Source organism: Salinicoccus sp. Bachu38 (assembly GCF_038561955.2).
In the GTDB taxonomy this organism is placed as follows: domain Bacteria; phylum Bacillota; class Bacilli; order Staphylococcales; family Salinicoccaceae; genus Salinicoccus; species Salinicoccus bachuensis.
The window spans coordinates 1,566,231-1,593,123 of the sequence record NZ_CP138333.2; the positions used below are offsets into that span (position 1 = coordinate 1,566,231).

The 26,893-nt window shown below is 47.3% G+C and carries 34 protein-coding genes; 11 read left to right on the forward strand and 23 right to left on the reverse strand.

Annotated elements, in window-relative coordinates:
- Window positions 1-57 precede the first annotated feature (57 nt).
- Window positions 58-1,170 carry an alanine dehydrogenase gene (gene ald / locus RQP18_RS07845; protein WP_342387181.1) on the reverse strand — a complete coding sequence of 371 codons (1,113 nt, stop codon included), beginning with the start codon at window positions 1,168-1,170 and terminating at the stop codon, window positions 58-60.
- A gap of 156 nt (window positions 1,171-1,326) precedes the next feature.
- Here ald and RQP18_RS07850 point away from each other — a divergent pair, with 156 nt between their 5' ends.
- Complete coding sequence (locus tag RQP18_RS07850) at window positions 1,327-1,824, forward strand: universal stress protein (protein ID WP_031544499.1); 498 nt, start codon at window positions 1,327-1,329, stop codon at window positions 1,822-1,824.
- A gap of 50 nt (window positions 1,825-1,874) precedes the next feature.
- Here RQP18_RS07850 and RQP18_RS07855 read toward each other — a convergent pair whose 3' ends face one another.
- The 5 genes from RQP18_RS07855 to sppA form a co-directional block, all read right to left on the reverse strand.
- Window positions 1,875-3,065: an acetate kinase gene (locus RQP18_RS07855; protein ID WP_342387182.1), complete on the reverse strand. Its 1,191-nt coding sequence runs from the start codon at window positions 3,063-3,065 to the stop codon at window positions 1,875-1,877.
- Between the two features lie 17 nt (window positions 3,066-3,082).
- A complete protein-coding gene (locus tag RQP18_RS07860; protein WP_342387183.1) occupies window positions 3,083-3,979 on the reverse strand; it encodes a class I SAM-dependent methyltransferase in 897 nt (298 codons plus the stop codon).
- A gap of 69 nt (window positions 3,980-4,048) precedes the next feature.
- Window positions 4,049-4,546 (reverse strand): thiol peroxidase, encoded by a 498-nt coding sequence (gene tpx / locus RQP18_RS07865; RefSeq protein ID WP_342387184.1) that lies wholly within the window; start codon window positions 4,544-4,546, stop codon window positions 4,049-4,051.
- Between the two features lie 23 nt (window positions 4,547-4,569).
- The gene (locus RQP18_RS07870; RefSeq protein ID WP_342387185.1) at window positions 4,570-5,109 is read right to left on the reverse strand and encodes an RDD family protein; all 540 of its coding nucleotides are present in this window, start codon (window positions 5,107-5,109) and stop codon (window positions 4,570-4,572) included.
- Between the two features lie 12 nt (window positions 5,110-5,121).
- Window positions 5,122-6,120 (reverse strand): signal peptide peptidase SppA, encoded by a 999-nt coding sequence (gene sppA / locus RQP18_RS07875; protein ID WP_342387186.1) that lies wholly within the window; start codon window positions 6,118-6,120, stop codon window positions 5,122-5,124.
- Window positions 6,121-6,203: 83 nt separating this feature from the next.
- Between sppA and RQP18_RS07880 the strand changes: the two genes are divergently transcribed.
- Window positions 6,204-7,004, forward strand: a complete 801-nt coding sequence (locus tag RQP18_RS07880) for an NAD kinase (protein ID WP_373446001.1) — start codon at window positions 6,204-6,206, stop codon at window positions 7,002-7,004.
- A 17-nt stretch (window positions 7,005-7,021) separates the two neighbouring features.
- On the opposite strand, the gene RQP18_RS07885 is transcribed toward RQP18_RS07880, so the two are convergent.
- The 4 genes from RQP18_RS07885 to RQP18_RS07900 form a co-directional block, all read right to left on the reverse strand.
- On the reverse strand, window positions 7,022-7,795 hold the full coding sequence (locus RQP18_RS07885) for a TSUP family transporter (protein WP_342389391.1): 774 nt from the start codon (window positions 7,793-7,795) through the stop codon (window positions 7,022-7,024).
- A gap of 5 nt (window positions 7,796-7,800) precedes the next feature.
- On the reverse strand, window positions 7,801-9,000 hold the full coding sequence (gene thiI / locus RQP18_RS07890; protein WP_342387188.1) for a tRNA uracil 4-sulfurtransferase ThiI: 1,200 nt from the start codon (window positions 8,998-9,000) through the stop codon (window positions 7,801-7,803).
- Window positions 8,997-10,115 (reverse strand): cysteine desulfurase family protein, encoded by a 1,119-nt coding sequence (locus RQP18_RS07895; RefSeq protein WP_342389392.1) that lies wholly within the window; start codon window positions 10,113-10,115, stop codon window positions 8,997-8,999. The genes thiI and RQP18_RS07895 overlap by 4 nt, the downstream gene beginning before the upstream one ends.
- A 64-nt stretch (window positions 10,116-10,179) precedes the next feature.
- On the reverse strand, window positions 10,180-11,874 hold the full coding sequence (locus RQP18_RS07900; protein ID WP_342387189.1) for a septation ring formation regulator EzrA: 1,695 nt from the start codon (window positions 11,872-11,874) through the stop codon (window positions 10,180-10,182).
- 103 nt (window positions 11,875-11,977) lie between these two features.
- Between RQP18_RS07900 and RQP18_RS07905 the strand changes: the two genes are divergently transcribed.
- Together RQP18_RS07905 and rpsD are read left to right on the forward strand one after the other, a co-directional pair.
- Complete coding sequence (locus RQP18_RS07905; RefSeq protein ID WP_342387190.1) at window positions 11,978-12,448, forward strand: GAF domain-containing protein; 471 nt, start codon at window positions 11,978-11,980, stop codon at window positions 12,446-12,448.
- Between the two features lie 225 nt (window positions 12,449-12,673).
- Window positions 12,674-13,276, forward strand: coding sequence for a 30S ribosomal protein S4 (gene rpsD / locus RQP18_RS07910; protein ID WP_342387191.1), 603 nt, complete (start codon window positions 12,674-12,676; stop codon window positions 13,274-13,276).
- A 259-nt stretch (window positions 13,277-13,535) separates the two neighbouring features.
- On the opposite strand, the gene RQP18_RS07915 is transcribed toward rpsD, so the two are convergent.
- From RQP18_RS07915 to RQP18_RS07955, 9 genes are all read right to left on the reverse strand, one after another.
- A complete protein-coding gene (locus tag RQP18_RS07915; protein ID WP_342387192.1) occupies window positions 13,536-14,417 on the reverse strand; it encodes an N-acetylmuramoyl-L-alanine amidase in 882 nt (293 codons plus the stop codon).
- Window positions 14,418-14,470: 53 nt separating this feature from the next.
- Window positions 14,471-14,722 (reverse strand): phage holin, encoded by a 252-nt coding sequence (locus RQP18_RS07920; protein ID WP_342387193.1) that lies wholly within the window; start codon window positions 14,720-14,722, stop codon window positions 14,471-14,473.
- A gap of 16 nt (window positions 14,723-14,738) precedes the next feature.
- The gene (locus tag RQP18_RS07925; RefSeq protein WP_342387194.1) at window positions 14,739-14,996 is read right to left on the reverse strand and encodes a hemolysin XhlA family protein; all 258 of its coding nucleotides are present in this window, start codon (window positions 14,994-14,996) and stop codon (window positions 14,739-14,741) included.
- Window positions 14,997-15,257: 261 nt separating this feature from the next.
- Window positions 15,258-15,710 (reverse strand): ArpU family phage packaging/lysis transcriptional regulator, encoded by a 453-nt coding sequence (locus RQP18_RS07930; protein WP_342387195.1) that lies wholly within the window; start codon window positions 15,708-15,710, stop codon window positions 15,258-15,260.
- A gap of 69 nt (window positions 15,711-15,779) precedes the next feature.
- Window positions 15,780-16,133, reverse strand: a complete 354-nt coding sequence (locus tag RQP18_RS07935) for a hypothetical protein (RefSeq protein WP_342387196.1) — start codon at window positions 16,131-16,133, stop codon at window positions 15,780-15,782.
- Window positions 16,133-17,416, reverse strand: a complete 1,284-nt coding sequence (locus RQP18_RS07940; protein ID WP_342387197.1) for a DnaB-like helicase C-terminal domain-containing protein — start codon at window positions 17,414-17,416, stop codon at window positions 16,133-16,135. Before RQP18_RS07940 ends, RQP18_RS07935 begins: the two co-directional genes overlap by 1 nt.
- Window positions 17,409-17,753: a hypothetical protein gene (locus RQP18_RS07945; RefSeq protein ID WP_342387198.1), complete on the reverse strand. Its 345-nt coding sequence runs from the start codon at window positions 17,751-17,753 to the stop codon at window positions 17,409-17,411. Before RQP18_RS07945 ends, RQP18_RS07940 begins: the two co-directional genes overlap by 8 nt.
- 8 nt (window positions 17,754-17,761) lie before the next feature.
- Complete coding sequence (locus RQP18_RS07950) at window positions 17,762-18,466, reverse strand: helix-turn-helix domain-containing protein (protein ID WP_342387199.1); 705 nt, start codon at window positions 18,464-18,466, stop codon at window positions 17,762-17,764.
- Between the two features lie 133 nt (window positions 18,467-18,599).
- A complete protein-coding gene (locus RQP18_RS07955) occupies window positions 18,600-18,809 on the reverse strand; it encodes a helix-turn-helix domain-containing protein (RefSeq protein ID WP_342387200.1) in 210 nt (69 codons plus the stop codon).
- 172 nt (window positions 18,810-18,981) lie between these two features.
- On the opposite strand from RQP18_RS07955, the gene RQP18_RS07960 reads away from it, so the two are divergent.
- The 6 genes from RQP18_RS07960 (at window position 18,982) to RQP18_RS07985 (ending at window position 23,207) form a co-directional block, all read left to right on the forward strand.
- Window positions 18,982-19,311, forward strand: a complete 330-nt coding sequence (locus RQP18_RS07960; RefSeq protein WP_342387201.1) for a helix-turn-helix domain-containing protein — start codon at window positions 18,982-18,984, stop codon at window positions 19,309-19,311.
- A 9-nt stretch (window positions 19,312-19,320) separates the two neighbouring features.
- Window positions 19,321-19,776: an ImmA/IrrE family metallo-endopeptidase gene (locus RQP18_RS07965; protein ID WP_342387202.1), complete on the forward strand. Its 456-nt coding sequence runs from the start codon at window positions 19,321-19,323 to the stop codon at window positions 19,774-19,776.
- Window positions 19,777-19,898: 122 nt separating this feature from the next.
- Window positions 19,899-20,552 carry a 3'-5' exonuclease gene (locus tag RQP18_RS07970; RefSeq protein WP_342387203.1) on the forward strand — a complete coding sequence of 218 codons (654 nt, stop codon included), beginning with the start codon at window positions 19,899-19,901 and terminating at the stop codon, window positions 20,550-20,552.
- 183 nt (window positions 20,553-20,735) lie between these two features.
- Entirely contained in the window at window positions 20,736-21,818 is a 1,083-nt protein-coding gene (locus RQP18_RS07975) for a helix-turn-helix transcriptional regulator (protein ID WP_342387204.1), read from the forward strand.
- 171 nt (window positions 21,819-21,989) lie between these two features.
- On the forward strand, window positions 21,990-22,646 hold the full coding sequence (locus RQP18_RS07980) for a potassium channel family protein (protein ID WP_342387205.1): 657 nt from the start codon (window positions 21,990-21,992) through the stop codon (window positions 22,644-22,646).
- Window positions 22,647-22,793: 147 nt separating this feature from the next.
- Window positions 22,794-23,207 (forward strand): hypothetical protein, encoded by a 414-nt coding sequence (locus tag RQP18_RS07985; RefSeq protein WP_342387206.1) that lies wholly within the window; start codon window positions 22,794-22,796, stop codon window positions 23,205-23,207.
- A 1-nt stretch (window position 23,208) separates the two neighbouring features.
- Here RQP18_RS07985 and RQP18_RS07990 read toward each other — a convergent pair whose 3' ends face one another.
- From RQP18_RS07990 to RQP18_RS08000, 3 genes are all read right to left on the reverse strand, one after another.
- Entirely contained in the window at window positions 23,209-24,387 is a 1,179-nt protein-coding gene (locus tag RQP18_RS07990) for a M20 metallopeptidase family protein (RefSeq protein WP_342387207.1), read from the reverse strand.
- An 88-nt stretch (window positions 24,388-24,475) separates the two neighbouring features.
- Entirely contained in the window at window positions 24,476-25,159 is a 684-nt protein-coding gene (locus RQP18_RS07995; RefSeq protein ID WP_342387208.1) for a DUF421 domain-containing protein, read from the reverse strand.
- 113 nt (window positions 25,160-25,272) lie between these two features.
- Window positions 25,273-25,653 (reverse strand): YndM family protein, encoded by a 381-nt coding sequence (locus RQP18_RS08000; protein WP_342387209.1) that lies wholly within the window; start codon window positions 25,651-25,653, stop codon window positions 25,273-25,275.
- 125 nt (window positions 25,654-25,778) lie between these two features.
- Between RQP18_RS08000 and RQP18_RS08005 the strand changes: the two genes are divergently transcribed.
- The gene (locus RQP18_RS08005; RefSeq protein WP_342387210.1) at window positions 25,779-26,531 is read left to right on the forward strand and encodes a YqjF family protein; all 753 of its coding nucleotides are present in this window, start codon (window positions 25,779-25,781) and stop codon (window positions 26,529-26,531) included.
- Here the strand turns inward: RQP18_RS08005 and RQP18_RS08010 are convergent.
- Entirely contained in the window at window positions 26,522-26,875 is a 354-nt protein-coding gene (locus tag RQP18_RS08010; RefSeq protein WP_342389393.1) for an STAS/SEC14 domain-containing protein, read from the reverse strand. The two genes, RQP18_RS08005 and RQP18_RS08010, sit on opposite strands and share 10 nt — an antisense overlap.
- Window positions 26,876-26,893 lie beyond the last annotated feature (18 nt).

The window sequence follows — 26,893 nt, forward strand, 5'->3', positions numbered from 1 at the left end:
AAAGGCCTGCAGCGCACACACTCGCTCTGCAGGCCTTTTCTATTGGACAATCACATTCTACAGAAGCTCGTTCACATCTTTGTATTCCAGGTTCTGCGCTTCCGCCACGGCCTTGTATGTAACATGGCCACCGAGCGTATTGAACCCACCGAGCAATGATGGATTTTTCTTAGCTGCTTCACTATAGCCTTTATTCGCAATCTGGAGCCCATATGCCATCGTTGCATTCGTCAATGCGATTGTGGAAGTGCGTGGTACGGCACCCGGCATGTTTGCTACGGCGTAGTGGACGACGTCATGCTTGAAGTAGATCGGATCATCATGCGTCGTCACCTTGTCGGTCGTCTCGAAGATGCCGCCCTGGTCGATGGCGATATCCACAACCACAGAGCCGGCATTCATGGATCGGATCATATCTTCAGTGACGAGACGGGGTGCACGTGCCCCGGGAATAAGTACTGCTCCGACGACGAGATCGCTGTTCTTGACCGCCTGGGCAATGTTCAACGGAGAGGACATGAGCGTCTGCACACTTGTGCCAAACAGGTCATCCAGTTCCCTCAGTCGTTTAGGGTTAAGGTCCAGTATCGTTACATCGGCTCCCAGTCCAACAGCCATCTTGGCAGCATTGGTTCCAGCCATGCCGCCGCCGATGATCGTCACCTTGCCGCGTGAGACACCAGGTACGCCACTCAGCAGGATGCCTTTCCCCCCATTGATCTTCTGGAGGTATTCTGCGCCGATCTGCGTCGCCATACGCCCCGCCACTTCACTCATCGGTGACAGCAATGGAAGGGAACCATCGGGCAGCTGGATCGTTTCATATGCAATGGCAGTGACCTTCTTCTCAAGAAGCGCCTGTGTCAGCTCTTTTTCAGGAGCCAGGTGAAGATATGTAAACAGGATCATTTCCTCCTTGAAATATCCGAATTCCTCCGGCAGCGGTTCCTTGACCTTGACCACCATTTCGACATCCCACGCTTCATCGGCAGTGTCTACAATCTTTGCACCCGCATCAGTGTAGTCCACATCCTCAAAATAGGAGTCTGCCCCTGCATCCTTCTCCACCAGCACAGTATGGCCTGCTTCAACAAAAGCATGCACCCCACCCGGTGTCAGGCCAACCCTGCTCTCATTGTTTTTGATTTCCTTAGGCACACCAATTCTCATTTTTGAAACCCCTTTCATTTATAAACTTCGCAACGAGACAATTGTATCATAGAGTTAACAAATTAGTCATGAAGTTCCCTTGTAAAAAGTTATAATTTTCTCAAAATGTGGTATAGTATACATGAAAGCGATACAGCAAGGAAAGGGGTATTTAAAATGCTTAAGTATGATAACATTCTAATCGCAGTAGACGGATCCCGGGAAGCTGAATGGGCGTTCCACAAAGCAATCGACATCGCAAAGCGTAACAACTCCAAGCTTTCCATCATCAACGTCATCGACACGCGCTCCTTCGCTTCAGTAGAAGCCTACGACCGTACCATTTCACAGCGTGCCAATGATTTCGCCCAAAAACTGCTTGATGGCTACGAAGCACTTGCCCTGGACAGAGGCGTCGAAGAAGTCGACAAGATCATCGACTACGGCTCTCCAAAGTCCATCATCCCGAAGAAAGCGGTCAAAAAGACAGGCGCCGACCTGATCGCCTGTGGTGCCACAGGTCTCAATGCTGTTGAACGCTTCATCATCGGCTCCGTATCAGAAGCCATTGTCCGCCATGCACCTTGTGATGTACTGGTCGTCAGAACTGAGACACTGCCGGATGATTTCGAACCTGTTGTCGCAACGGAAGAATTCATGAACGAAAATAAATAACTGCCATTGAAAAAGCCCCTGGAATGCTGAGCATTCCAAGGGCTTTAAATTTATAGTCCGGCGATTCTCATGACATCCCTTGCGATCATGACTTCTTCGTCTGTCGGGATGATGATGATCTTGACCGGTGAATACGGGTGGTTGATGAATTTCTCCTGCCCCCGTACATTGTTCATTGATGGATCGAAGTACACACCCATGAACTCGAGGCCTTCGATGACCTTCTCGCGGACGATGTTCGAATTTTCACCAACACCGGCTGTGAAGATGATGGCATCCAGACCGCCCATACGGGTCGCATATGAACCCATATACTTATGAATCCTTTCACCAAAGACTTCAAGTGCCAGAATGGCCCTCTCGTTACCCTTCTGCGCCTCGCTTTCTATATCACGGAGGTCACTTGAGAATCCACTCACACCGAGGAGTCCGGATTCCTTATTGAGCACATTCAGTACTTCAACTGCCGATTTGCCGGTCTTCTCCATGATGTACGGGATCAGCGCCGGATCGATGTTTCCGGACCGTGTACCCATGGTCACGCCGGCAAGGGGGGTGAAGCCCATGGAAGTATCCACGGATTTTCCGCCTTTGACTGCAGCGATGCTTGCACCATTGCCGAGGTGACAGCTGATCAGCCTCAGCTCCTCCAGTGGTCTGCCGAGGAGTTCACTGGCGCGCTGTGTCACATATTTATGACTCGTGCCGTGGAAGCCGTATTTTCTGATGCCGTAATCCTTATAATAATGATACGGCAGGCTGTACAGGTAGGAACTCTCAGGCATGGTCTGGTGGAATGAAGTATCAAAGACCGCCACATGCGGAACATCCGGAAGCAGCTCCCTGAATGCATTGATCCCCATCAGATTGGCCGGGTTGTGGAGGGGCGCAAGTTCACTGAGCTCCTGGATGTGGTGGGCCACTTCATCATCTATCAGCACAGAATCGTCGAATGTTTCGCCACCATGGACCACCCTGTGGCCGCTTGCTTCAATATCATTGATGTCTTTGATGACATCGTATTCCACAAGTTTCTTGAGCATGAGGTTCACGGCTTCTTCGTGATCTTTGAAATCCTGTTCCAGTTTATGCTTCTCTCCATCGATGGTGATGGAGAAGATGCCATTTTCAAGCCCTATGCGTTCCACAAGACCCTTGGCAATCTCTTTCTCTTCGGGCATTTCAAACAATTGGAATTTAAAAGATGAACTGCCTGCATTTATAGCAATAATCTTAGACATAACTTCCTCCCGATATATTAATTCCTAGCATAACTATCATACCATGATTCCGTCTGTTCCAAGAAGTGTTTGAATTGTGATGCATTCTTGAAGTCAGGAACATCCCCGATGAGCACTTCGTTATTTTTGAGCGGTGAGAAGTTCTTCTTCATCACGATGATGGACTTCCGCTGATTTTCAGTTTTGAAGATGCTCTTCGGCAGGTTCAGGAACATGAGCAGTGTCGCGCTTTCAGACAGGTACTGCTTAATCGTTTCATTATCCTTCTCCAGCATATCCGATGGGACGACGAATACACCGATACCGTCATCCTTGACGTAGGTCATGGCACTTTCGAGCATCAGGAGGTGTGCAAAGCTTCTCCCCTTTTTGAAAGCGGTGGTGAATCCGTCCACTTCCAGTGGGTAATAGCCGATTGGCAGGTCACCGATTGCTGCATCCACCTGGTTTATACGTGCAGGTTCAATGATATCCTGCGGGTAGATGTCCATCGGAACTTCCAGGAATTCGCATAGATTTGCATTCAGACGCGCCAGTACAGGATCCACTTCAATGCCATTCAATTGAGCGTTTTCCACCTGTTCCTTCACTGTCATGGAGAGGTGGCCCGTACCGCTTCCTGCATCAAGGATTTCCACGGAATTTCCATTGAAGAGCTGGACCAGGTGCGCCACCATATAGCCGATCGAGTCGGGCGTCAGCTGGTGGTTCGGCTGGACCTGCTCCTTCTGCACCTGATAGAGATAGGCGAACTGGAACGCTTTTCTCCGTTCATCGAACGACCCTTCACCTTCGACATACAAAAGGGCTTCTCCGAGCGCTTCAAGTCTCGATGCATCGGGGTTCTCAGCTATCAGCTGATCTGCTTCCTGTATGATTTTCTGATACGTTTTTTCCATATTTGTCTGTTCCATAAAATCTCCTCATTGCCATAAAATATGGACTGCCAGTAGGTGGCAGTCCAGAATCTTTTTACTATTATATTACATTGATTGCAATGCTTCAATTGCTTTGTCGTAATCCGGGTGATCTGTACCTTCAGCTACATACTCGACGTACACTACCTTGTTGTTTTCGTCCAGGATGAACACGCTGCGGGCGAGAAGCCTCAGCTCTTCCATCACAACCCCGTAGTTTTCGCCGAAGGAAAGGTCTCTGTGGTCACTCAGCGTAACTGCGTTTTCCAATCCTTCATCCGCCGTCCATCTCTTCTGTGCAAACGGCAGGTCATTGGAGATCGTCAGAACTTCGACATTATCGACGCCGGCTGCCCTTTCGTTGAACGTCTTCGTCTGTGTGCTGCAGACCCCTGTATCAATCGAAGGAATGACGCTGATGAGCTTCCTCTTTCCTTCATAATCACTGAGATTGACTTCTTCCAAACTTGTGTTGAGTACCGTGAAGTCCGGTGCCTGGTCCCCGACTTTCAATTCTTCCCCTGTCAGGGTCATCGGATTTCCTTTAAATGTTACGTTTGCCATGTCCAATCATCCTCCTGGTATAGTTACTGTCCATCATATGTTTCCCTTAAATAGCGGGCTTTAATCATGTTCTTATAACTTTGATAGTTGTTCTTGACGACATATGTGTCAGCAAAGAAGTCATGCAGCCCGATTCTGTTCTCCGTGAAAATGACCATCAGGTATGGCAGGTAGAAGAGCTGGTTGTTGATGAACCGTCCAACCAGTTCACGATAGATCACTTGAGCAAAAGTCAATCTTCTGCCGTCCTGGGAGATTACGCTGATGCCGGTGATCATCTTGCCGAGCGTCTGCTGGAAGAAGTGCGTCATCAGCACAAAATAGGAGAAATATATGAGTGCTGTCATAATGTTATCAATACTGAAGAATGGTATCCACAAATATGCATCCCTGATTTCAAAAACATTCAGGATGGGATAGATGAGGATCTGTGACACCGCCCACAGTATGATGATGTCGATGATATAGCTGAAGAATCTCGTGAAAAAATGTGCCGTGGCCATGTAATCCAGCTTATCGAACAGTGTATCGTGTTCCGGTCCATATCTTTCATTCTGTTCCAAACAGACCCCTCCTTACTGTTCATACAGGTACATCGGTTGGACGCCCTGTCTGTTCTTGAGTAGTGACTCTATCTGTGCAATTTCCGTGTCTCCAATGAAGCCATTGATGAATTCCTTTGCCTTATAGCTGAAGGAGATCTGATTGTTTCCACCACGTCCATATTCTATGACTTCAGGGTTGCCTCCGACATTCTCCTTGAGCTCGGCCAGTGCATCTTCAAGATATCCCATCTGGTCGACGAGACCATTCTCCATTGCATCCTCACCAAGGTAGATCCTGCCGTCTGCAAGGTTCTCGACTTCCGCCTGACTCATGTCCCTGCCTTCGGCAACGACATTGACGAAGTCCTGATACATACTGTCGACCATGCCCTGGACATATTGCTCCTCTTCCTGAGTCGGATCCTTATGGCCGCCAAGCATCTCCTTCATATCCCCACTTGCATATGTTTCGAATTCGATACCGTAATCTTCTGCAAGCTGACTGTAGTTGATGCTCTGCATGATGACGCCGATCGATCCTGTAAGCGTCTCGTCAGAAGCATAGATCTGGTCAGCGGGTGCTGATACGTAGTATCCGCCTGATGCCGCCATGCCTGCCATCGAACTGTAGATGGTCTTGCCCGCTTCTTTTGCCTCCACAAGATACTTATGTATCTCGGCACTTTCGTAGACGCCACCACCCGGGGAATCCACGTTAAGAAGCACGCCTTTGATGCTGTCATCACCTATGATTTCCTTCAGGGCCTCCACCGTCATCGTGTGATCGTATGCTTCCGTGTTGAACATGTTCGACGAACCTGAATCCATGATCGTCCCTTCGATGTTCAGGATGGCGATCCTGCTGTTCGCGTCCCCTGCTTCCACTACAAAGGAAGGTGGAAATTCACTGCCCGCATACTCTTCGAATACATCTTCCCAGTTGCTTGCCCACATGGCGTTGAAAATCGATGCGATGACGCCGAAAACAAGCAAGGCCAATGCAATGACAACTGCAATTATCCTTTTCACATTAACATCCCTTTCTGATTATGCTATATACTGCTATTATGATACCATATACTTATTATTAACAGGAAACGGGAGTGAACTGCTTGATCAATTATAAAACCGTCTACTTCTATGCTCCTCATGGAGAAGAAACGCAAGAAATCAGAGAAGAGCTTTCAGAGCTGTTCAATAGGCTCGGCATAAGCACTGTCGAATCCGACAAGGAAGCGGACATAATTGCCTCCCTCGGTGGAGACGGCGCCTTCCTACAGGCAGTCAGACGCAGCAATTTCAGAGAGGATTGCGTCTACCTGGGCATCGCAATCGACAACGCCAGATACTTCTATGTGGATTTCCACTATCAGGATATAAGAAGTCTCGAAGAGGCATTTGAAAAAGATGATATCGATGTCAGGAACTACCCTGCCCTGGAAGTCAAAGTGAATGACAACAAACCAAGCTATTGCCTGAATGAATTCACACTCCGTTCAAGCATCGTCAGAACAATAAAAATGGATGTATACATCAATGATTTCCTCTTCGAACAGTTCAATGGGGACGGCATACTTGTTTCCACTCCGACAGGCTCGACCGGCTACAACAAATCGATTGGCGGCGCAGTCGTCGATCCGCTGATCCGTGCCATGCAGGTGACGGAACTGGCAAGTGTCAACAACAACACCCACCGCACACTCGGTACAAGCTTCCTCCTGAACAGGGAGCGTCCTCTGACCCTGCTGATCGACAAGAACACCGACTACTATCCGGTCATGTCCCTGGATAATGAGGCACTGAGCGTACGCAATACTGAAAAGGTGGAGCTGAAGATGAGCGATAAGCTGATCAAGACACTGAAATTGAAGAACAATACATTCTGGCATAAGACACAAAGAAACTTCCTCTGATGGATCAGAGGAAGTTTTTATATGTTCGACTGGAAAAAGTCATATAGGTTGGCGAGGATGAGTATCGACGTGACGATGATGAACAGCGCCTTCACATAGCCGACGCCTTTGGAAATCGCCATATGGGCACCGGCATACGAACCGAGGATCATGCTGGCTCCCATGGCGAGGCCATATGTGTAATTCACTTCACCCATGATGATGAAGAGCAGCAGTCCACCGATGTTGCTGCCGAAGTTCAGCACTTTGGCGTTCCCGGCGGACCTCAGGAAGTCAAAGCCGGAAAAAAGCATCAGAAACATCAGAAATGATCCCGTCCCTCCACCCATGAATCCGTCATAAAATCCGATGATGATGACGAAAAATATAAGAAAAACAACTTTTTTCCGGGTGAATACCGCCTTCTTCTCAATACCGCCCCAGTCCTTTTTCACCAATGTATAGATGAGCACGAAAATGAGCATGACCAAAACGAGGGGCTTCAGTATCTCCCCCGGCATCCTGACTGCCAGAAGTGCCCCGCATATGGAAAGCAGGAAGCTGAGCGGGAAAAGCTTCATCACCATCCGGAAGTCGACATGCCGCGCCCTCAGAAACTTCAAGGAGCTTGTCAAGGACCCGAAAGATGAGGCAAGCTTGTTCGTACCAAGCGCAGTGGCGGGGCTCATGCCTGTTGCCAGCAGGGCAGGAATGGAAACCAGCCCGCCCCCGCCGACCACGGCATCGATGAACGCCGCCAGAAAACCAAGCGCGATGACCAGCAGCAGAGCGGAAAGTTCGATATCCGGCATCTGGCCTAGAGCAATGACCTGAATGCTTCTTTTTCTTCTGCATCGTTCACAGAATAGCATTCAATACCAGCCAGTGCCTTTTCGATCATCGGTTCGAAATCCACCTTGGATTCGAACTTCTCGACCTTCTCCACCACAGGCTTCGTCTTCGGTGATTTGGGTTTGAATATGGTACAGCAGTCTTCATACGGCAGTACGGACGTCTCGTAGGTGCCATAGTTGCGTGCCATGGCTACAATTTCATTCTTCTCCAGTGTCAGCAGTGGCCGGAGCACTGGGAAATTTGTGACTGCATTGATTGCGTGCATGCTGGCCAGCGTCTGTGAAGCGACCTGCCCTAGGTTTTCACCATTGACGATCGCCTTCGCATCGACCTGTTTTGCCAGACGCTCTGCGATGATGAGCATGATCCGCCGCGTCGTCGTCATGGACATGTTGTCCGGAATCCAGTCATATATCTTCGTCTGCAGCTCCGTGAAAGGTACGATATGGAGTTTGATGTCCGCCCCTGTCCGTTTCGACATGATGTCGACCAGCTGCTTGACCTTTTCGGTCGCCTGAGGGCTCGTATAAGGCGGGGAGTGGAAATGAATCGCTTCAATCTCTACACCCTTTTTCATCACTTCCAGTCCTGCAACCGGAGAATCGATGCCTCCCGAGAGCATCAGCAGTGCCCGGCCGCCTGTTCCAATCGGCAGCCCGCCGATGCACTGCCTCACTTCATGATACATGTAGATGCCGTCGATCCTCACTTCCACCATGATCTGATGCTCGGGATGTTTTACATCGACCTCCAATTTCGGCACATTATCCAGCACATATCCACCGAGCATCTGCTGGATATCGAACGTCTTCAGATGATAGCTCTTATCTGCCCGCTTGACCTCGATCTTGAAGGTATCCCCCTCACCGAACCCGTTTGCGAAATGGACGGCCGTGTCCTTCATCGCCGCTTCAGACCGTTCGAGCTTCGCCACCGGGGACACGCTCAGTATTCCGTTCACATTCTCCAGAGCATCCATGACTGCGCCAGGTGCCTCGTCACCCAAAGTAATATAGGCGCGGTCCCAATGTGCATTGAGTTCAACATCAAAATCCGCCAATGCACGCTTCATATTTTGTCTCAACGCGTTGATGAACATCTTCCTGTTCCTTGTCTTCAGGGTGATTTCACCGTATCTCACCAGAATATGGTCATAAATCATTTCAATACATCTCCTATTTCATTATGCACCGCCTGCAGTGCGGTGATCAGTCTTTTCACTTCTGCGTCTCCAGTCTGGCTGCTGAAGGAAATTCTTATGCTGCCTTCTATCACCGGTTGTGTATTCCCCATGGCGAGCAGTGTTTCGTTCAGCTTACTGAGCTTTGATGCGCATGCACTGGTCGTCGAGACGAAGATATCATGGCTGCCGAGCGCATTGACCACAACTTCCCCTTTTGCACCAGTGAATGAGATATTCATAATATGCGGCACACCGGAAGGCTGGATTTGAACCGCATGGAACCCGTCCAATGCCTCTCTGACCTGTCTGTTATAGGCAGCCACCCGTGTATATGATTCGTCCAGCTGCTCATCACTTATTCTCAACGCCCGGGCCATTGCTGCAGCCCCCGGCAGATTGACGGTGCCACTTCTGATATTCCCTTCATGCCCGCCTCCGTATGTGATGGCGGACAGTGTCTTCACTTCCTTCGCCATGAGCGCGCCGACACCTTTCACTCCATGAAATTTGTGGGCGCTGATGCTGACGGAGTCCGCTTCGCTGTAATCCACCCTGATCTTGCCGACAGCTTGTGTCGCATCGACATGGAAGTGTACCCTCGGGTATTGCTTCAGGACTTCGCAGATTTTTTCAATCGGCTGGATGCTGCCGACAATATTGTTGACTGCCATTACAGTGACGAATACGACATCATCATCGAGCAGTTCCCCGAGATGCGCCATATTCACTGTTCCGTCAGACAGGGCGCGGATATACCGGACGTTGAACCCTTCATCTTTCATCGCTTCTGCCACATTAATGACACTCGGGTGTTCAAGTTCGCTGATGAGCATCGTCCTGCCGAAGGGCTTCTTATGGCGAAGTACACTCTGGACTGCGATATTGTTGCTCTCCGTTGCGCCGGAGGTGAATACGCAGTCATGATTCCCGAGACCCATCAGATCAATAACCTGCCTTCTCGATGCTTCCAGCAGCTTTGCCGCTTCCCGCCCTGCCTGGTGGATGCTTGCCGTATTGAAATAGTACGACCTGTTGACATTCATATATGTGTCCAGCACGTCATCATATGGACGCGTCGTTGCTGCGTTATCCATGTATATCAAAATATCACTCCTTAAATAAAAGGGACTCGGGATCTGTCATCCCAAGTCTCCTATTCTATCGCTTATCAAATTCTTTCTCAATACGTTCTGCTGCACCCGGCTCCACTTTGTCGAGTGCCATCCTGACAATCTCCAGTGCACGCTTGTAGCGATTCTCCCTGAAGAGGCGTTCCGCTTCATTCAGCTTATGGCTGAAGTCCGGGTCGTCCCTTCTGTAGCGGTTGCCGTATTGGATCATGACTTCCGTCAAGCGGGCTTCCTGGAGTATTTCATATGCTTCCTGCTCATATTTATTCATCAGGATTACAGTGCGGTTCACCTTATCCTTGATGTACTGGACATTCAAAGGACGCCGCTTAAAATACTTGTTGATTTCTTTGACATCTATGTCCAGCTCGTTTTTCATGACCAGGAACTTTTCGGGAACGCTTGTAAGGTTCGAACCGAGAAGTTCCCTGTAGATTTCCTCTTTCCGGTCCTGGACCAGCAGTGCATTCTCCCGTGCCTCCGCCTCATCTTCGCGCAGGTTGATCAGGTACTGCTGGATCTGCTGCTGCTCTTCGTTGATGGAGCCGATATTACCCTTGATGTACTCCAGATTGTCGAGTACTTCGCTGTACCGTGCCATCGTCTTGGAAGTTTCGGAAATGATCTCGTCATAGACTTCGATCATGCTTTCGATTTCATGCTCGTACTTCTGAACCTGATGGATATCCGTTTCATTGATGTGGAACTGCTCTTTGACATAATCGATCTCCGTGCGCAGCGTATAGTTCATATCCTTTGCATGAAACAGGTTGTCCGTAATGATATCCTTTTCGTGATCGACCTTCGTCTTCGCCATGACCTCGTGCTCCACGAGTTCAAGCATGTCATCCAGCTGGGTATTGATATCATCCAGGATGTCCCTGGCTTCATCGAGTTCAAGGCGTGTGATCAGCGGCTCCACAAGGTTCAGTTTCCCTTTGAGTGTGGCCAGTTTGCCTTCCACTTTGATGTGTTCAAGGTCATATCCTTCCGCTTTCAGGTCACGGCATCCGAAACGCACTTCCTGGAACTGCTGGGGCAGATCCTTCTGGACCTCTTTGATCAGGAGCGGTATTTCATCCATGTTCTCCTTGAGGATGGAGAGCTCTTCATGCACTTCATCTATCTCCTTGTTCGCAGTGACATAGTTGCCCTCGTTCACCTGTTTTTCGTACGCTTTCAGTTCGGGTTCATATGTCTCTATCAGCTTTTCAAGATGAGGCTGTGCATCCCCAAACTGATGTCCGTTCGCAAGCACATCACGCTTCGCTTCGCGGTAGAGCCGCTCCGCTTCATTGTACTTCCTCTCGCCCTCTTTGTTCGCGTCGATCAGCTCATGGATTTCACCGGACAGTTCCTTGTACTTCCCCTCGACGCTTTCAAGCTTTGCATTTGCACTTTCAGTCTTTGCACGACTGTCATTGAAACGAAATTTCTCAACATCTTCAGTAGCCTGATCCAGGTCATTTTGGGCCTCTACCAGAGAATGTTTAAGTACGTTCTGCCAGTCCGACTGCCAAGTCTTGTACAGGGACCGTGCTTCGCCATGGAGATTGTAGTTCTTGACTTTGACAAGCTCGTCCTGAAACGGCAGATTCCGCATTCCCTCGAGTTTTACATATTGCGTCTTTATGTCATCTTTTCTGATGTTACGCATATATAACAGCGTGCCGATCGCGATTACGATGGCAAGTATGACAACGATTAAAACATAGACCCACATACAGCTACCTCCTAAGTATATAATTAGATTATAGCTTAAAAAATTGAAAGAAAAAACATATAAATGTATAATTCATTAATATTTATATAGACAGGGTGATTAAATGTTTACAGAAACTCAAATCAAAGACTACACACAACTGAACCAGATGCTCAAAGGCCTGATTGAAGACGAGACGGACCGCATCGCCAATCTGTCCAATGCGTCAAGCCTGCTCAACGTATTCCTCGAAGACATCAACTGGGTCGGCTTCTACCTGTATGACGAAGCGGCAGACGAGCTCGTGCTCGGCCCGTTCCAGGGACTGCCCGCCTGCGTGAGGATCCAGAATGGAAAAGGCGTCTGCGGCCTTGCCTTCAAGGGAAATGACATCTTCATCGTCGATGATGTCACACAATTCCCCGGACACATCGCATGTGATGCAAACAGCCGTTCGGAAATCGTCGTACCGATCTACAAGGACGGTACACCAATCGGCGTACTCGATATCGACTCCCCCACTTTCGACCGTTTCACGGAAGAAGACCGCAAGGGGCTCAGCGACTTCGTGGAAGTATTGAAACAGTATATCTAGAAGAACGTCCATTGACAAGCATCAACCATTTGTGTATAATCATTAATTGTGTAAATGAACGGATTAAGTAGCGGATGACCATTACATGTCAGCATGCGGTTCCCTTGGTGGTGTGCTGCGTAACTGATGCTATAAGGCGAAGGCACTTAAAATCGCATGCCCATGTAAGTGGTTATCACCCTTATGATGTCTTTTGCATAGACAAAACAATAAGGAGGAGTCAAAATGGCTCGTTTTACAGGTTCAACTTGGAAAAAGTCCCGCCGTCTCGGAATCTCACTGAGTGGCACAGGCAAAGAACTCGAACGCCGTCCGTACGCCCCTGGTGACCACGGCCCAACACAAAGAAGAAAGCTTTCCGAATACGGAATGCAGCTTCAGGAGAAGCAGAAGCTCCGTTTCATGTATGGAATTACTGAACGCCAGTTCCGTACAATCTTCGACCGTTCTGCAAAAATGAAAGGTGTTCATGGTGAAAACTTCATGATCCTTCTCGCTTCCCGTCTGGATGCAGTTGTATACCAGCTCGGACTTGCAAGAACACGCCGTCAGGCGCGTCAGCTCGTCAACCACGGTCACGTGACTGTAGATGGCAAACGTGTGGATATCCCATCCTTCACGCTTAAAGCTGGTCAGACTATCGGCCTGCGTGAAAAATCCCGCAACCTCGATATCGTCAAAGAAGCGATCGAGTACAACAACTTCGTGCCTGAATACCTTACATTCGACGAAGAAAAAATGGAAGGTACTTTCGTACGTCAGCCAGAGCGTTCCGAGCTCGCTGCTGAAATCAACGAACAGCTTATCGTCGAGTACTACTCCAGATAATAGGTTGAAACAGTACCCAAAAGGCTCCAAATCCTCATATGAGGATTTGGAGCCTTTTTTATTATCATGTATAACCCGTCAAATCCCGTCATATTTCTGACAAGGACGGATGTATTTTACGATTATATATAATTGGCCAGTATTTGAATCAGCAGCTTCGCTGATCTTTCCCACTGCTTCCTTTTTCAATGATTATGTATCCTCCCCACTGGGGGGAGGCAATATATTATATTCTTTTCATTCGCTACTGCTATTGATCCTAGCTGAACGTACCCCAATCTGTCCCGACGATGCCGGTTGCTTTGTCCCACGTTTTTACCGGGAGCGTCTTATACCTGCCGTTGACGTAGTAGCCGATCCAGACATGGCCATCCTGTCGCATGAGTTCCACATATTCCGTGGACCATCCCGGATTGGCATACCCGCCCTCCGGCGCTGATAGGAATGGACTGCCGAAGCGTGACATGATGCGCGTGCCGCCTACAGTGAACGTGCCGCGTGCCTCGATCCATTGCGTACCATATTGGTTGGTCTTCCACTCTCCGATTGTATAAGGGGTAGCTTTTGGCGCAGGTGCGGAAATCATATTGAGTCCAAAGTACTCCGCCACACCGCGTGCTACGGCTTCACCCTGTGCTTTGAGTTTGTTTTTATCCCTCATTGCCACAATATCCTGATTTGAATCCATGAATCCTCCTTCGACGAGTATCGCAAGCTGATGGGGTTCCCGTGTTTCATGAAGGTTTGTAACTTTCACACCCCTATTCGTGATGCCCATCGCTTTTGAAACCAATGGTGCGACAGTGGAAGCAAGCTCGTATGACTGCGGTGCATATGGTCTGACATGCACCTCTGATCCGCCACCATTGAACCATACACCCCGGTAGGCATTGTGGTGGAAAGCGATATATACATCGACCTTATTTTGGTTCGCAAAGTTGGTGCGTGTCGTCAGTGGCGTATCCACTTCGCCTATCGGGTCTGATACTTCGATGATTTCCACATCATCATAATGTTCCATCATCTTCATAAACGCATCTGCCACTGGGTCATTAAAATACCATTCTCTTTCTCCTGCGGGTGAACGCTTGCCTGCCGTGTACTTTCCGTGTCCTCTGGAAACTCCAATTTTCAATGTCATAAATAATCCTCTCCTTTTTCATAATAAAAAGACCCCTCAATTTTTGAGACGTCCTACTTTAAACCCTGCTTCTTCAATTCTTCTTCTTGATCGCGTGCCTTTTCAGTTACAAGAAACGTATTCTTCCAGATGCCATAAAATGCAAAAGCGAGTGGTATGCCTGTCATCAACACCTGGATCCATAGGTCGATCACTTCCTGGTTGAACCAGTCAAAATGGATTCCCATCCCTTGAAGTGCAAGGAACAAGGCACCCAGAAACCCACCAATCATAGCCACCAGCTGTTTAACCTTATCCTGTGCCATCTCCCACCTCCTTTCATCAAATGAATATGAATCCCAACACGAATATGATGAAAGGCACGAGGATTCCTGATGCAAAGCCGGCAACCCATTTCAATGTTGTTTTCAATTCCTGCAGATTTTCTTCTGTAGCTTCTGCCATGCCGAAAGCCGCATTCGATTTATCATAGGCATCATCAGCACGTTGCCTGATCTGTTCCAATCCGCTTAATTTGCCGTCAATCTGACCGAGCCTGTCAAAAATTCTTATCGCAATATCCTTGTCTTCATTCGGCATTGCACCACTCCCTTCTTCTATAGTTGGTATATACTTCCACCTCCTTCAATAGAAAAGGCCGACCATCCGGCCGACCTCAGTTCCTATGATGCTGTTTCGTCCATTTCACCGGTAAAAGGATTTCATATTGTAGCAACCTATCTATAGATTCCTACAATACAATTGTAATGCCTCACCAGGCTGAATGTGTCCATCTGCCGTACATGAATGGTACAGATGAAGTCCGGCAAAAGTACACATGCATTACGGTTTCTACGAAGTTCACGTCTCCCCTTCACCTTTCCCGTACACCTCCAAGCCCAGGAAGAAGGCGAGCCTCACTATGGCATCGTTCTTCAGTTCATAGTACTTCGTGCGGCTGATTCCGAGTTCCGTATAAAGCTCCACATCCATCATCTTCTCCTCCTGAAGATATTTGTATACGATGATATACCGCTCATTCGGCTTCAGGCACTCCACTGCTTCATGCATCTTGGCCATGGTCTCTTCACGCCTTTCCATCAGCTCCTGCCGTTTGATGTTCCTGCTGGCAGCCTGTTCGACATTGTTCAGGCTGCGGTTGGTCGTCGGTGGAATGAAGCTGAAGGATTGTGTGACGGACGGCTCTTCCCTCAACGGGGAAAGGTGAAGCAGCTGGTGGTACTCATTAATGAATTTATGGACAGCATTGCGTGTAGCGACGGTGTCCAGGTTCTCAATTTTTATCAGTGACATCTGTAACCCTCCATTTATTTGTTCAACAGTGCTTTCACTTTCTCCAGAATGTTCTTATGGTCCTGCGGGTCAGAATCCATTTGCGGCTCTTGCTGATTCACTTTCAAACGCCTCCCTGGCCTGATAATCATTCATGGTGTCCTCTTTGATATGGAATATCGATTGCTGGCAATCCAATGCCGGTTGGCCATGTCTTTTACGGTGGTATCTGGCCACCCTGTAGAGTGCACCGGGCGTATAATTTCTGATATAATCCCACAACTGTTCAGAATCGCCAGCGATATCCAGCCTGTTGTTCTCCAGGAGATACAGCAGAACATGCCTGTACACTGTAAACAGTCTGGCTGCAGCTTCTCCCCCGGCCATTTGAGACGCTTCATCTATAGTCGTTTCAATGACTTCCAGCTGATCGATGATTCCCATCAGCCTGAACCCCCGGAAATCATTTGGTCGTGCCGGCGGAATGTCGTGAGTGCCGTGCCCGTCGGTCCGTCCTTGTTTTTCGCAACGATGATTTCCATACGGCTGCCTTCAGTCGAGCCTGAAGGGTCTCCCCCGTTCCGGATGTAGTAGTCCTCCCTGTGGCAGAAGAACACCATGTCTGCATCCTGTTCCAGCTGTCCGGTCTCCCTGAGGTCGCTCAGTACCGGCCGCTTATCCTGCCTGACATCGCTCGCGCGGGAGAGCTGGGACAATGCGATGATGGTCACATTCATGTCTTTCGCTATGACCTTCAGTGCCCTCGATATCTCTTCAAGTTCTGCCCGCCGGTCACGCAGCCCGTCATCTGATTGCATAAGCTGGATGTAATCGATGAAGATGATCCCCTGTCTCCCTTCCGGTATGTTATTGGCGGCGGTCCTCACTTTGTTTGGTGTTACAGTCGAATCATCCATTATTTTGATGCTCGAGGCGTGATAGCATTTGATTCCGTCAATGACTTTGTCAATCTCTTCATTGGTCATCATCCTGCTCGGTTCTTTGAATTTAGTGAGATTAACTCCTGTCAGTGTTGCCAGGATGCGCTGCGTTACACTGACCTCTGTTGTTTCTGCAGAAAAGAATATGATTTCATTCTGTTCACTCTGCATATTCTGGGCCATCTGAAGCGCCAGGGCTGTCTTGCCCATTGAAGGCCTTGCACCTACCAGAATCAATTGCTTGGGTGAGACCCCGGATATGAGCCTGTCCAGTGACACCAGGCCCGTCTTGATGATGGTTGTTGAATCTTCGTTATACAGACTGTTGAATATGGTCTTCAGTGTGTCGCGTTTCCCATCTGCCTGCACCAGGTCAACCTTCTCCAACTTGTCGATCCGGTTGCGGATATCCATGCGGCTTGCAGGGGTCGGTGCATTCATGTACCTTTCAATGGCTTTATCAAGTTCCCGGTGTTTGTAGTGCTCCAGCACCTGCTCCTGATCGAACATGAAGCCCTTGTCGGTTGGTACTTCCATATAGGCAATCTGTTTCACGAATTCATAGCCACCATATACTTCCGGAGCCTTCACTGATTCACTGATGAGCTGCTGTTTATCAAATTCAGGATCGTTGAGCAACCGGGCGGCCAATGCAGCATGCTTTTCATTTTCGAAGTATCCTGGTTCCAGTCTCAGCCGTCTTCTGAGATTCGGGAAATTGAGTGCTTTGGCGAGTACGGTCTTTTCGAAGTATTCCACTTCGGTAAATCGGGAGAGGTCATTCATGGCCGGCACCTCCCTTGAGCATCGCCTGGAGCTTTTCCAGTTTCTCTTCACGTTCCCTCGCAAGTTTCGGGTCTGCCTTTTCACGCTCGACCTGTTCAATATCTGCCTGCATCCGGTCATCACTGTGTATTTCCCTGATATGCACGATATGTGCCAGTTTTGGTGGAAATATCTCTTTGGTCGCATAATCATCAAGTTTGGCCATCGTCATGTAATGATCGCCTTTCATGATCTGCCGCACCCATGCCTGCTTCGTTGCGATATCTGCATCATTGAGAAAGGATGGGTAATAGGATTTGATGCGACCCAGCACTTCTTTGGCTTCTTCATAATTCATGGAACCACCTACAATCCTTTCAGGAAGGCATTGCCATCTTCTGAAGCTGGTTTGCTGTCCGCTTCATACAGATTGCCTTTGACATATTCGTGATCATCCAGGAACCGCTCTTCATTCAGGAAGGTGGCTGGATATGCCTGGAACCGTTTATCCTCAGCCTTGATGCTCTTGAGATATGCGATGGTGCCGGCCCTGATGATGTCCCACTCATGATTTCTTATGGCCCTGTCGAATGCTTTGGAAGCTTTGGGCCTCGCCTTCTTCTTGCTGTAGAGCGTGTAGAAGTCTTCAAAGTGCGCATGTTCTTTATTGGTTATATTATTCCTGGTTATATTATTATCAGTTATGCTATTCTCTTTAACAGTTCCGTCAACGGCCGGTGCCCCGCCTGACAACGGTCCATTATCAGAATGGTCAACAGCCGTTGCCGTCTGTGTTGACGGGTATATCTTCCTATTCGTTACGACAGTGCCATTTCTCTTATAGACGATGCTGATATACCCTCTCGATTTCAGTTTCTTCAACCGCCGGGATACGGTGACATCCGTTACGCTGAAGAGATTGGCAAAGTAGTCATTGGATGCGTAGCAGTAGCCATGCTTATTCGATAGTGCAGTGATTTCTGCATATAATATCTTTTCATCACCGGTAAGGTCGGGGTCATACCGTACCTCGGCAGTAATGAATCCAAAGTAGCTTGGATGATTCTCCATATTGAATGCCTCCGATTCGTGCCTTATTTATTTTGGAATATTTATTATCGTACCGTTTTTTTCCATTGCGTTCTTTTTACCTGTGGCTCTCTTCCATTGCCTCTAACAATTTCATAAAATCGCGTTTATGCGACTATGATGTTAAAAAAATATCTTTTGCCTCCCCCTTCGTCAGAGGAATCACCTCTACCATCTTTTGAATATCACCAATGGTGAATGATTCTCCACCACCCTTCATCTTTCTGTAAAATGTAGAACGATCCATTCCTATGGCTGCAGCCACTTTTTCCTGCGTCATGTTTTTCTTGGTCAGAAGTTCTTTAAGCTTTAAAGTATCCACCATTTTTCATGCCTCCTTAAATCGCGTTTATGCGACCAGGTGATTAATATAGTAACACAACAAAAAGTGATGTCAATAAATTAATATCATAAATGCGACAATATTAGTTGCGTATTTGCAACAACGTATATATAATACAAGTATAAATTAAGGGTATTCCGGGGAGGATAAAACCATGGATGTAGGGGAAAGAATTAGACATCGACGGAAAGAGCTGGACGTTTCTGCTGATGCGCTTGCGAACTTTGTGGGGGTTTCGAGGGCAACGATCTTCAGATATGAAAGAGGCGATATAGAAAAAATGCCTGCAGTCACACTGAAAAAGATTGCTGAGAAGTTGAGAACCACCCCAGCATTCCTGATGGGATGGACTGAAGAAAAAGAAACTGAAGCAGCTCCCATTGATACCATCGCCGCCCATATTGACGATGATGTTACCGAAGAAGAGATGGATGATATTGTGAAGTATATCGAGTTTATCAAATCCCAGCATAAAGGCAAGTAAGGTGATAAGGTGCAACAGCTTGAAAGATTGATTTCGCGTGTTCCGGAAGTGAATATTACGCATGACCATCTCATGCCCAAAAGTCTGGATGGTCTCTACTACGATGATAATATACGGCTTAACGCAAACAATGACTACTACAAAAATGTAGCGGTGCTCGCTGAAGAGATCGGCCACTACTATACATCAAATGGTCATATCACAAACTATAAAGACATCAATAATATGAGGCAGGAAATCCGTGCCCGTCGCGTCGGCATAAAACTTGTTCTGCCTCTGGAGAGTCTGATCGACTGCTATGAGAAAGGGCACTGGGGTGATCTGTATGCGATGTGTCTGCACCTGGAGATTGACAGAAGCTACTTTGAAGAAGCAATCGAGGATTATAAGCAGCAGTTTGGATCCTATGTAAAATATGACGGCTATCTCATAGAATTCGAGCCATTGAAAATAAAACGAAGCTAATCATGCATAATTCAATGGTGACTTGCTGATTATGGATAACCGCTCAACCGAGAGCATAGCCAGGTGCCTGAGGAAATACCACCGAGGTACAGCTCGGCATTTACGCTCATATGACTGATTCAATGGAATATGATCAGCATACTTCACGATGTAAAATGGAGGTAATTCATATTTTTATTCAAGAGGAAAGAAACCTATGGCTCAATAAAAAATATACTGCCGCTCCCAGGAAGTATGATTATTTGAAAGTGGGAAAGTTGACAGATACTTTTGTAGTACTGGATTTTGAAACTACTGGATTCCGACCTTTGGAAAATGAGATCATCCAATATGGACTGGTTGAATATGAGAATGGCAGAGTCGTAAATGAAAAGTCCCAGTATATAAAGCCTGATTTTGGGATACCACGAAAAATCACAAGCATAACAGGAATATCCGATAGTACCGTAAGAAACTCCCCCGGAATCGAGGAAGTAATCGAAGAATTGTATTGCTCCTTAAAAGATAAAACAATAGTTGCACATAACGCCGCTTTCGATATGAAGTTTCTATTGCAAAATCTAGCTGAGGCAAATATCGAGCATGGAAGGTTCGGGGTGATTGATACCCTTTCCTTCGCACGAAGATATATCAGGAATGTTCCCAACCACAAATTGCCTACTCTTAAAAAGGTGTTTGATCTTGATAGTGGACATTCCCACGATGCACTCAACGATTGTAGGGCGACCGGAAAACTGGCTCTATTATTATATGAAAAATCTTTAAAAGAATTTTAGAAACCTACATTACTGATCAGACATATATCATGGCACAGCTATAAAAGCTGTGCCATTTTTGATCTTTTCCCAGATAATTAGGACTGATGGCATTACTTTCTCAGGGTAATCATAATTAATTCACAACTATTATCAAATACTTATGAACGGGTCCTGATAAAATGTATAGAGGGAGGTGTCATCATGAATACATTGATCCAATCAATGATAAACTGGATAGAAGAGAATCTGGCAGGAGAATTCAACTTGGATGATCTTGCGGAATATATTGGCTATTCCCCTTACTACTGTTCGTTCAAATTCCATCAGATTACAGGTGTTACAATCAAAAGCTATGTAAAGAGCAGAAGATTATATCTCTCCACCAAAGATTTGGAACAGCAGAATAAAATAATTGATATTGCGATCAAGTATAACTATTCATCCCAAGAGTCCTACAGCAGGGCCTTTAAAAATCTATACGGCATGACGCCTGGGCGATTCAAATCTGAAAATCTACCTATACAATCAATATATAAGATTGTGTTGGACAGGAGTAAGGAGATGAGTGATTTGGTTTATCCGGAAAATATCAATATGGGTGCTTTGCCGAGGATACCGGGTGATTGTGATGATACAGAAATTATGAACATACTCAACGGTCAGCATATGTACGATGAATTCAGCAGAAAAGAAATGATGGAAAAATCGGATTATATCCCTTTCAATGAAGCAATGTGTGTGAATATCGCCAGTTCTCCCCTTTTTGATGACCAGTTCATCCGTTTGAGAGCAGAGGGACACAATGTTCCGGTTGAGGACTATATGAAGAAAGTCATCGAAAACATCAATAAAATCAGACAGAAAAAATATAGAGTAATCGTCCTTTGGTTCGGGGAGGATATGTTCTGTCAGATGAACTTGTTGACACTTTTGGCATATCTCGAACAGATTGGCTATAGAGGTGAAGTGTACCTGAACAGTTTCAGGGATGACGAGTTTAAAGTCGATCAATTTAAAATTGAATTGGGCAACTATTACAGGGTGTACGAAAAACTGCTGATCAGGAATGAATTCCCGGAAGATACTCTGTCCCCTGCCCTGCATCAATCTAGTCGCCTTTATTTGGAAATGTTGCAGGAAGACAATATCGTCACGTCTTATATCAGCAGAAACGATCATTTGACTAACAAGGAACTCGTCAAAGTTCTGATACACCGTTTTCCATCACTTGGATATGGGGACTCTCAGTACATGCAATTGATCAGCAACTGGCGTAATCGATAACAATTTGATACCTAACTTTGAAGATTTTATATCTTTTGATTAATACTCCCCCGCTTCAACCATATTTTCCATCTCAAAATCACATCATGAAATTTTCCTTTACAAAAGCACGTGGTGGGAGTAAGATGACTGTCGAATAGGGAAACCAATATGAGAACTGGAGGAGAAGGCATGGAAAAATCTTTTGCGGTGTTCGGCCTGGGACGATTTGGCGGCACACTTGTTAAAGCATTCCACGAGAGTGGCATAGAGGTCATCGCTGTGGATAGGGACGAGGACAAGGTCAAGGCATATTCCGACCTGGCAACTTATGCGGTGCGCATTTCCCAGATTGATGAAACGACTTTGAATGATATGGGGGTCAGAAATGTCAATCATGCTTTTGTTTCCTTCGGCGACGACCTTCAGGCGAGTATATTGACCTCTCTCCTTCTAAAGGATATGGGGGTCCCTAAAGTTTGGACGAAATCCCAGAATGCCCATCATACCAAAGTTCTGGAGAAAATCGGGGTGGACCGGGTAATACAGCCTTCCCACGATGTGGCTAAGCGGATTGCAAAGCACATCGTTTCCGACAAGATGATCGACTTCATAGAACTGTCGGATCAGTACAGTATTGTTGAAATCGAGGCGACTCCCAAGATTGATGGCATCACCCTTGAAAAACTGAATCTGCGGGTCAGATATGGCTGTACGATCGTCGGCATCCAGAGGGGCGCGGAATTCAATATCTCTCCCCCAATAGATGAAGTCATCCATGAAGGGGACACATTAATCATCATCGGCCGGAATGATGATATAGACCGTTTCGAAAAAGAAGGCATGTAGCCTCCCGCCAGTATCAAGCCGCTTCTGCGGCTTTTTTTATACAGTTTCCCGCCTCTTACTTCTTAAACATGGATGCTAATTGATTATTGGATGCTTTTTATTCCAATATGAGGGTAATGTAATACAAAAATACTTAGGGGGGTCTGGATGAATGGCAAGAGGGATCAGTTTGATGATAAGGAAATAAACTGGGAGGATGACGCCAACATCTATGAAAATGATGATGAGGAGACGATAAGGAAAAAGAAGAGGACAAAAAGGCAGTCGGGTGAGGAGGGAAGGTATGAGGCAAATAAAAGAACAGGCATCAATGGATGCCTGATTCTGACCGTTGCATTCATTGCCATACTCGTCTTTCTCGGATCATGTACAGGTCTCTTCTTCGGTGATGAGCAAGACGAAGAGATTACTGAAGACCAGGCTCCTGGAACGGAGAATGAGGAAGTGGATGACGATTCTTCCCACATTACACCGGGCCAGGAGATTGAAAGACTATTCGAAATACACACAGCGAAAGCCACCTTTCCAGGTGGCTTTCATTATGCAGCTATGAATATATAGGCTAGCCTTTATTCTTGAGTGTCTGTAGCGTATCAATCGCGACCTGTGTCATCGCTTCGATGCCGTAGGGAATCGCTTCTTCATTGAATCTGAAGGAAGGGTTGTGCAACGGTTTCTGCCCTTCTCCGACAGAACTGCCAAGCCAGTAGTAGACGCCCGGGTATTTCTGCAGGAACCTGCTGAAATCCTCTCCGCCGAGACTTGGTGTCAGTGCAGGCAGGGCCGCCTCCCCATACATGCTGTTCACTGTGGAATGGACCTGTTCCGCCCATTCGGCATCGTTGATGGTCGCAGGATATCCATCCAGATAGGTGATTTCGACTTTGGCACCCATCGCTTCGGCTACATTCTCCACGATTTCGAAGAAACGTCTCTTCACTTTCTGCTTCATTTCATCACTCTGTGTACGGATGGTGCCTTCCAGTTCTGCCGTTTCCGCAATGACATTGTACTGGAATCCTGCATTGAACTTCCCTACCGTGACCACTGCCGGGTCGAATGGATTGGCATTCCGGCTGGCAATCGTCTGCAGGCTGGTCACAATCTGGTTGGCGGCGACGATTGCGTCAATGGTGTCATGCGGCATGGAGGCATGGCCGCCGGACCCTGTCACCTTGATCTTGAAGCGGTCCGAGTTTCCCATGATCGGCCCGGCCATCACCCCGAACTGGCCGACAGGCAACTGTGGCCATACATGCTGGGCAATCAGCACCTCCGGCTCGTGTTCATCGAATACGCCATCCTCCATCATCTGTTTCGATCCACCCGTCGGCGACTGTTCTTCTGCCGGCTGGAAAACGAGCAGAATTTTACCTTCGATTTCATTACGGCGCTGCAGCAGATACTTCGCCGTCCCAAAGAGCATCGCGGTGTGCGCATCATGGCCGCATGCATGCATCACGCCATCCTGTTCAGAGGAAAATGCCTCGCCTGAACTTTCCATAATCGGCAACGCATCGATATCAGCCCTGAGCCCGATGGTCGGCCCTGGATTCTCCCCTTCAATGATTCCGAGGACTCCGGTCCCTGCAAATCCGGTCTCATACGGCACACCGATTGCATCCAGCTTTTCCTGGATACGCTGTGATGTCTCCTGCTCTTCTCCGCTCAGTTCGGGATTCCTATGCAGCAGTCTCCTGAATTCAACAACTTCTTCCACTATATGAGAGTCAAGCGTCATATTAAAAACACCTTTCACTTTTTATTCTCAAGAAGGTACTTTTAAATATTAACATAATAGGATCCGATTGTTTTGGAATTTTCACATATCACTTATCTTTGGCCTGGGCAAAAAATCCTGTGTTCCTGCTCCATTCTGCAAAATATACTTCATCTACATCATAATCGGTATCCTTTTCAAGCTTCTCCCTGAGCCATTCCTCATCAACTCCTGCCCGTTCCAGTTCGTCATACTCTATTTTTCCGGCATCAATGAATAAGTATGTGATTTCATTTTCGTCATAGTCATCCTTCAGTTCCCTTCTGACTGCAGGTTCTTCGCTGGCATACTGGAGGACAGACAGCATACCACTGTTTTCAAGCACTGCATACTTGACACTTTTCAATGAAAAGATCCTCTGCATTCTCAACAGTTCCTTCACTTCATCTACATCCATGTTATTCCTGTCCATCACTTTAACATCGATGATGCCATCATTAATCAATATTTCTGGTTCGCCTTTCATCACCCTCCTGAAACGCTCGTTCTTCAATGCAAATTTTTCTATCACATATATCAACAGACCCCAGTAGGCGAGCGCGAAAAGCATTTCATAAAACGGCATTGTCGTTTCGTACAAGGCCTCTTCGATGACACTGCCAAGAATCAATGCATAGACGAAATCAAGTGGTGTAATCTGGGCCATTTCCTTCTTGCCGAGCAGTCTGATCACAATGATGACGCCAATCAGGCCGGTCGTGAGTTTGACCACATAAGTAAGCATATCTTCCATGGTTTCACCTTTTTTCATACATATTTTTTAAATAAATGCGTAGCAAGAAAACCCCGGCGCTGTTTTAACAGTCACACGGGGTTAATATGGCAACCTTCAAAATGCGGTGCTTATCAGACTTTAGTGTTCGCTCTTTCATGTGCAATGGGCCCGCTTTTCAGCATATACATGTGGAATAGATACTCTCCGACGCCGATGACAACTGCAGAAATCAGAGCTGCCACTGCGACTGTGCCTCCTGATACATCAGTCATCAATAGGCCTAGCAACCATACCACCAAGAAAGTAAGAACAAGATCGGAAATTGTAGCAACCATGTTGCCTGCTGCCGGAAGTATACCGAGATCACCTGCAAAGTAGGAAATGACTCCAAGTACGACTGTCGTAACAAGAATCATCGGCCAGAAGTCCATGCCATATCCGGCACCAAGTACAATCCATAAAACAGCAAGTGTCATAACAGCTTTAATCAATAACGCCTTTACATGTTCCATCTGTCTACCTCCATTCTTATATATAATTTATCTACTCCATCTTTACCCGGCATCATAGGGGTAAAACATATGGTTTGGATAGAAGCATTCAAGGCTATACAGATAGAAAAGGACGGAGGGAAAACATGAAACAGGAATTGCTGAACTTCACCGAACACAGGAACGCACCATTGCCCCATGGTCCCTGGACACTGTATCAGCGATGGGAAAATCTATTATGCATGCACATACCGGTGGACCCGGATGAACTTGCGCCCCACGTGCCCAAGGAACTCGAACTTGATATATATGACGGTTGTGCCTGGCTTTCCGTCTTTCCTTTCAAGGTACGGGGCATGCAGTTCAGGGGTCTGCCGAAGTTTCCATACTTCCACGATTTCCTTGAACTCAATGTCAGAACATACGTTAGATATAAAAATATACCCGGAATATATTTCTTCAGCCTGGATGCTGAAAAATCCATTCCCGTGATTGGTGCCCGAATGGGCACACTGCCCTACTACAAAGCGCATATGAAAGCGGCGGAAAAGGATGGGTGGATCCATTACCATAGTCAGCGTCAGCATGGCTCACCCACCTATTTCAAAGGGAGATACAAATCCATTTCAAAGCCCGGTAAGCCCATGCTCGCCACACTCGACTACTGGCTTCTGGAACGCTACTACCTTTTCAACACGGTGGGCGATACTGTTGTCCATGTGGGCATCCATCACCTGCCATGGAAGCCGGCCCGTGCATCCGCGGTGTATGAAATCGGCGGCATCAATTCACTTCTGCCAGGTGACATCGAAGGTGAGCCGGTGCTCGCACACTATGTCGAAGCACTAGATGTCATCTTCTGGCCGGTGCAGAGCAAGGCGCCTGCACCCTACTCCTGAAGCCACTCCCAGGCCTTATCAATCTGGGCCTTATCGAAATGCCTCACTTCTATATCAGGCATGAGATCGGCAACAGTCGAGCCACCTTCGATCCAGGCAGGGTTCGCCACCAATGCAAACTTCCCATATTGTTCCCAATGCTTGACATCAATGACACTGCCTTTCAGGATGGCACCGATATCTGCACCTTCCATATCTTTAATATAGACCAGCGCGTTGAGCTTCTTTTCATTGCCATAGTGTTTCTTAATGAAGGCTTCCGATTTCTCTGCATCCTCCTCGGTCACTTTCCCATCCACTTCGACGTATACCACATTCGGATATTCGCTTTCTTCAAGTTTCATCACGGTACCATCACTCCT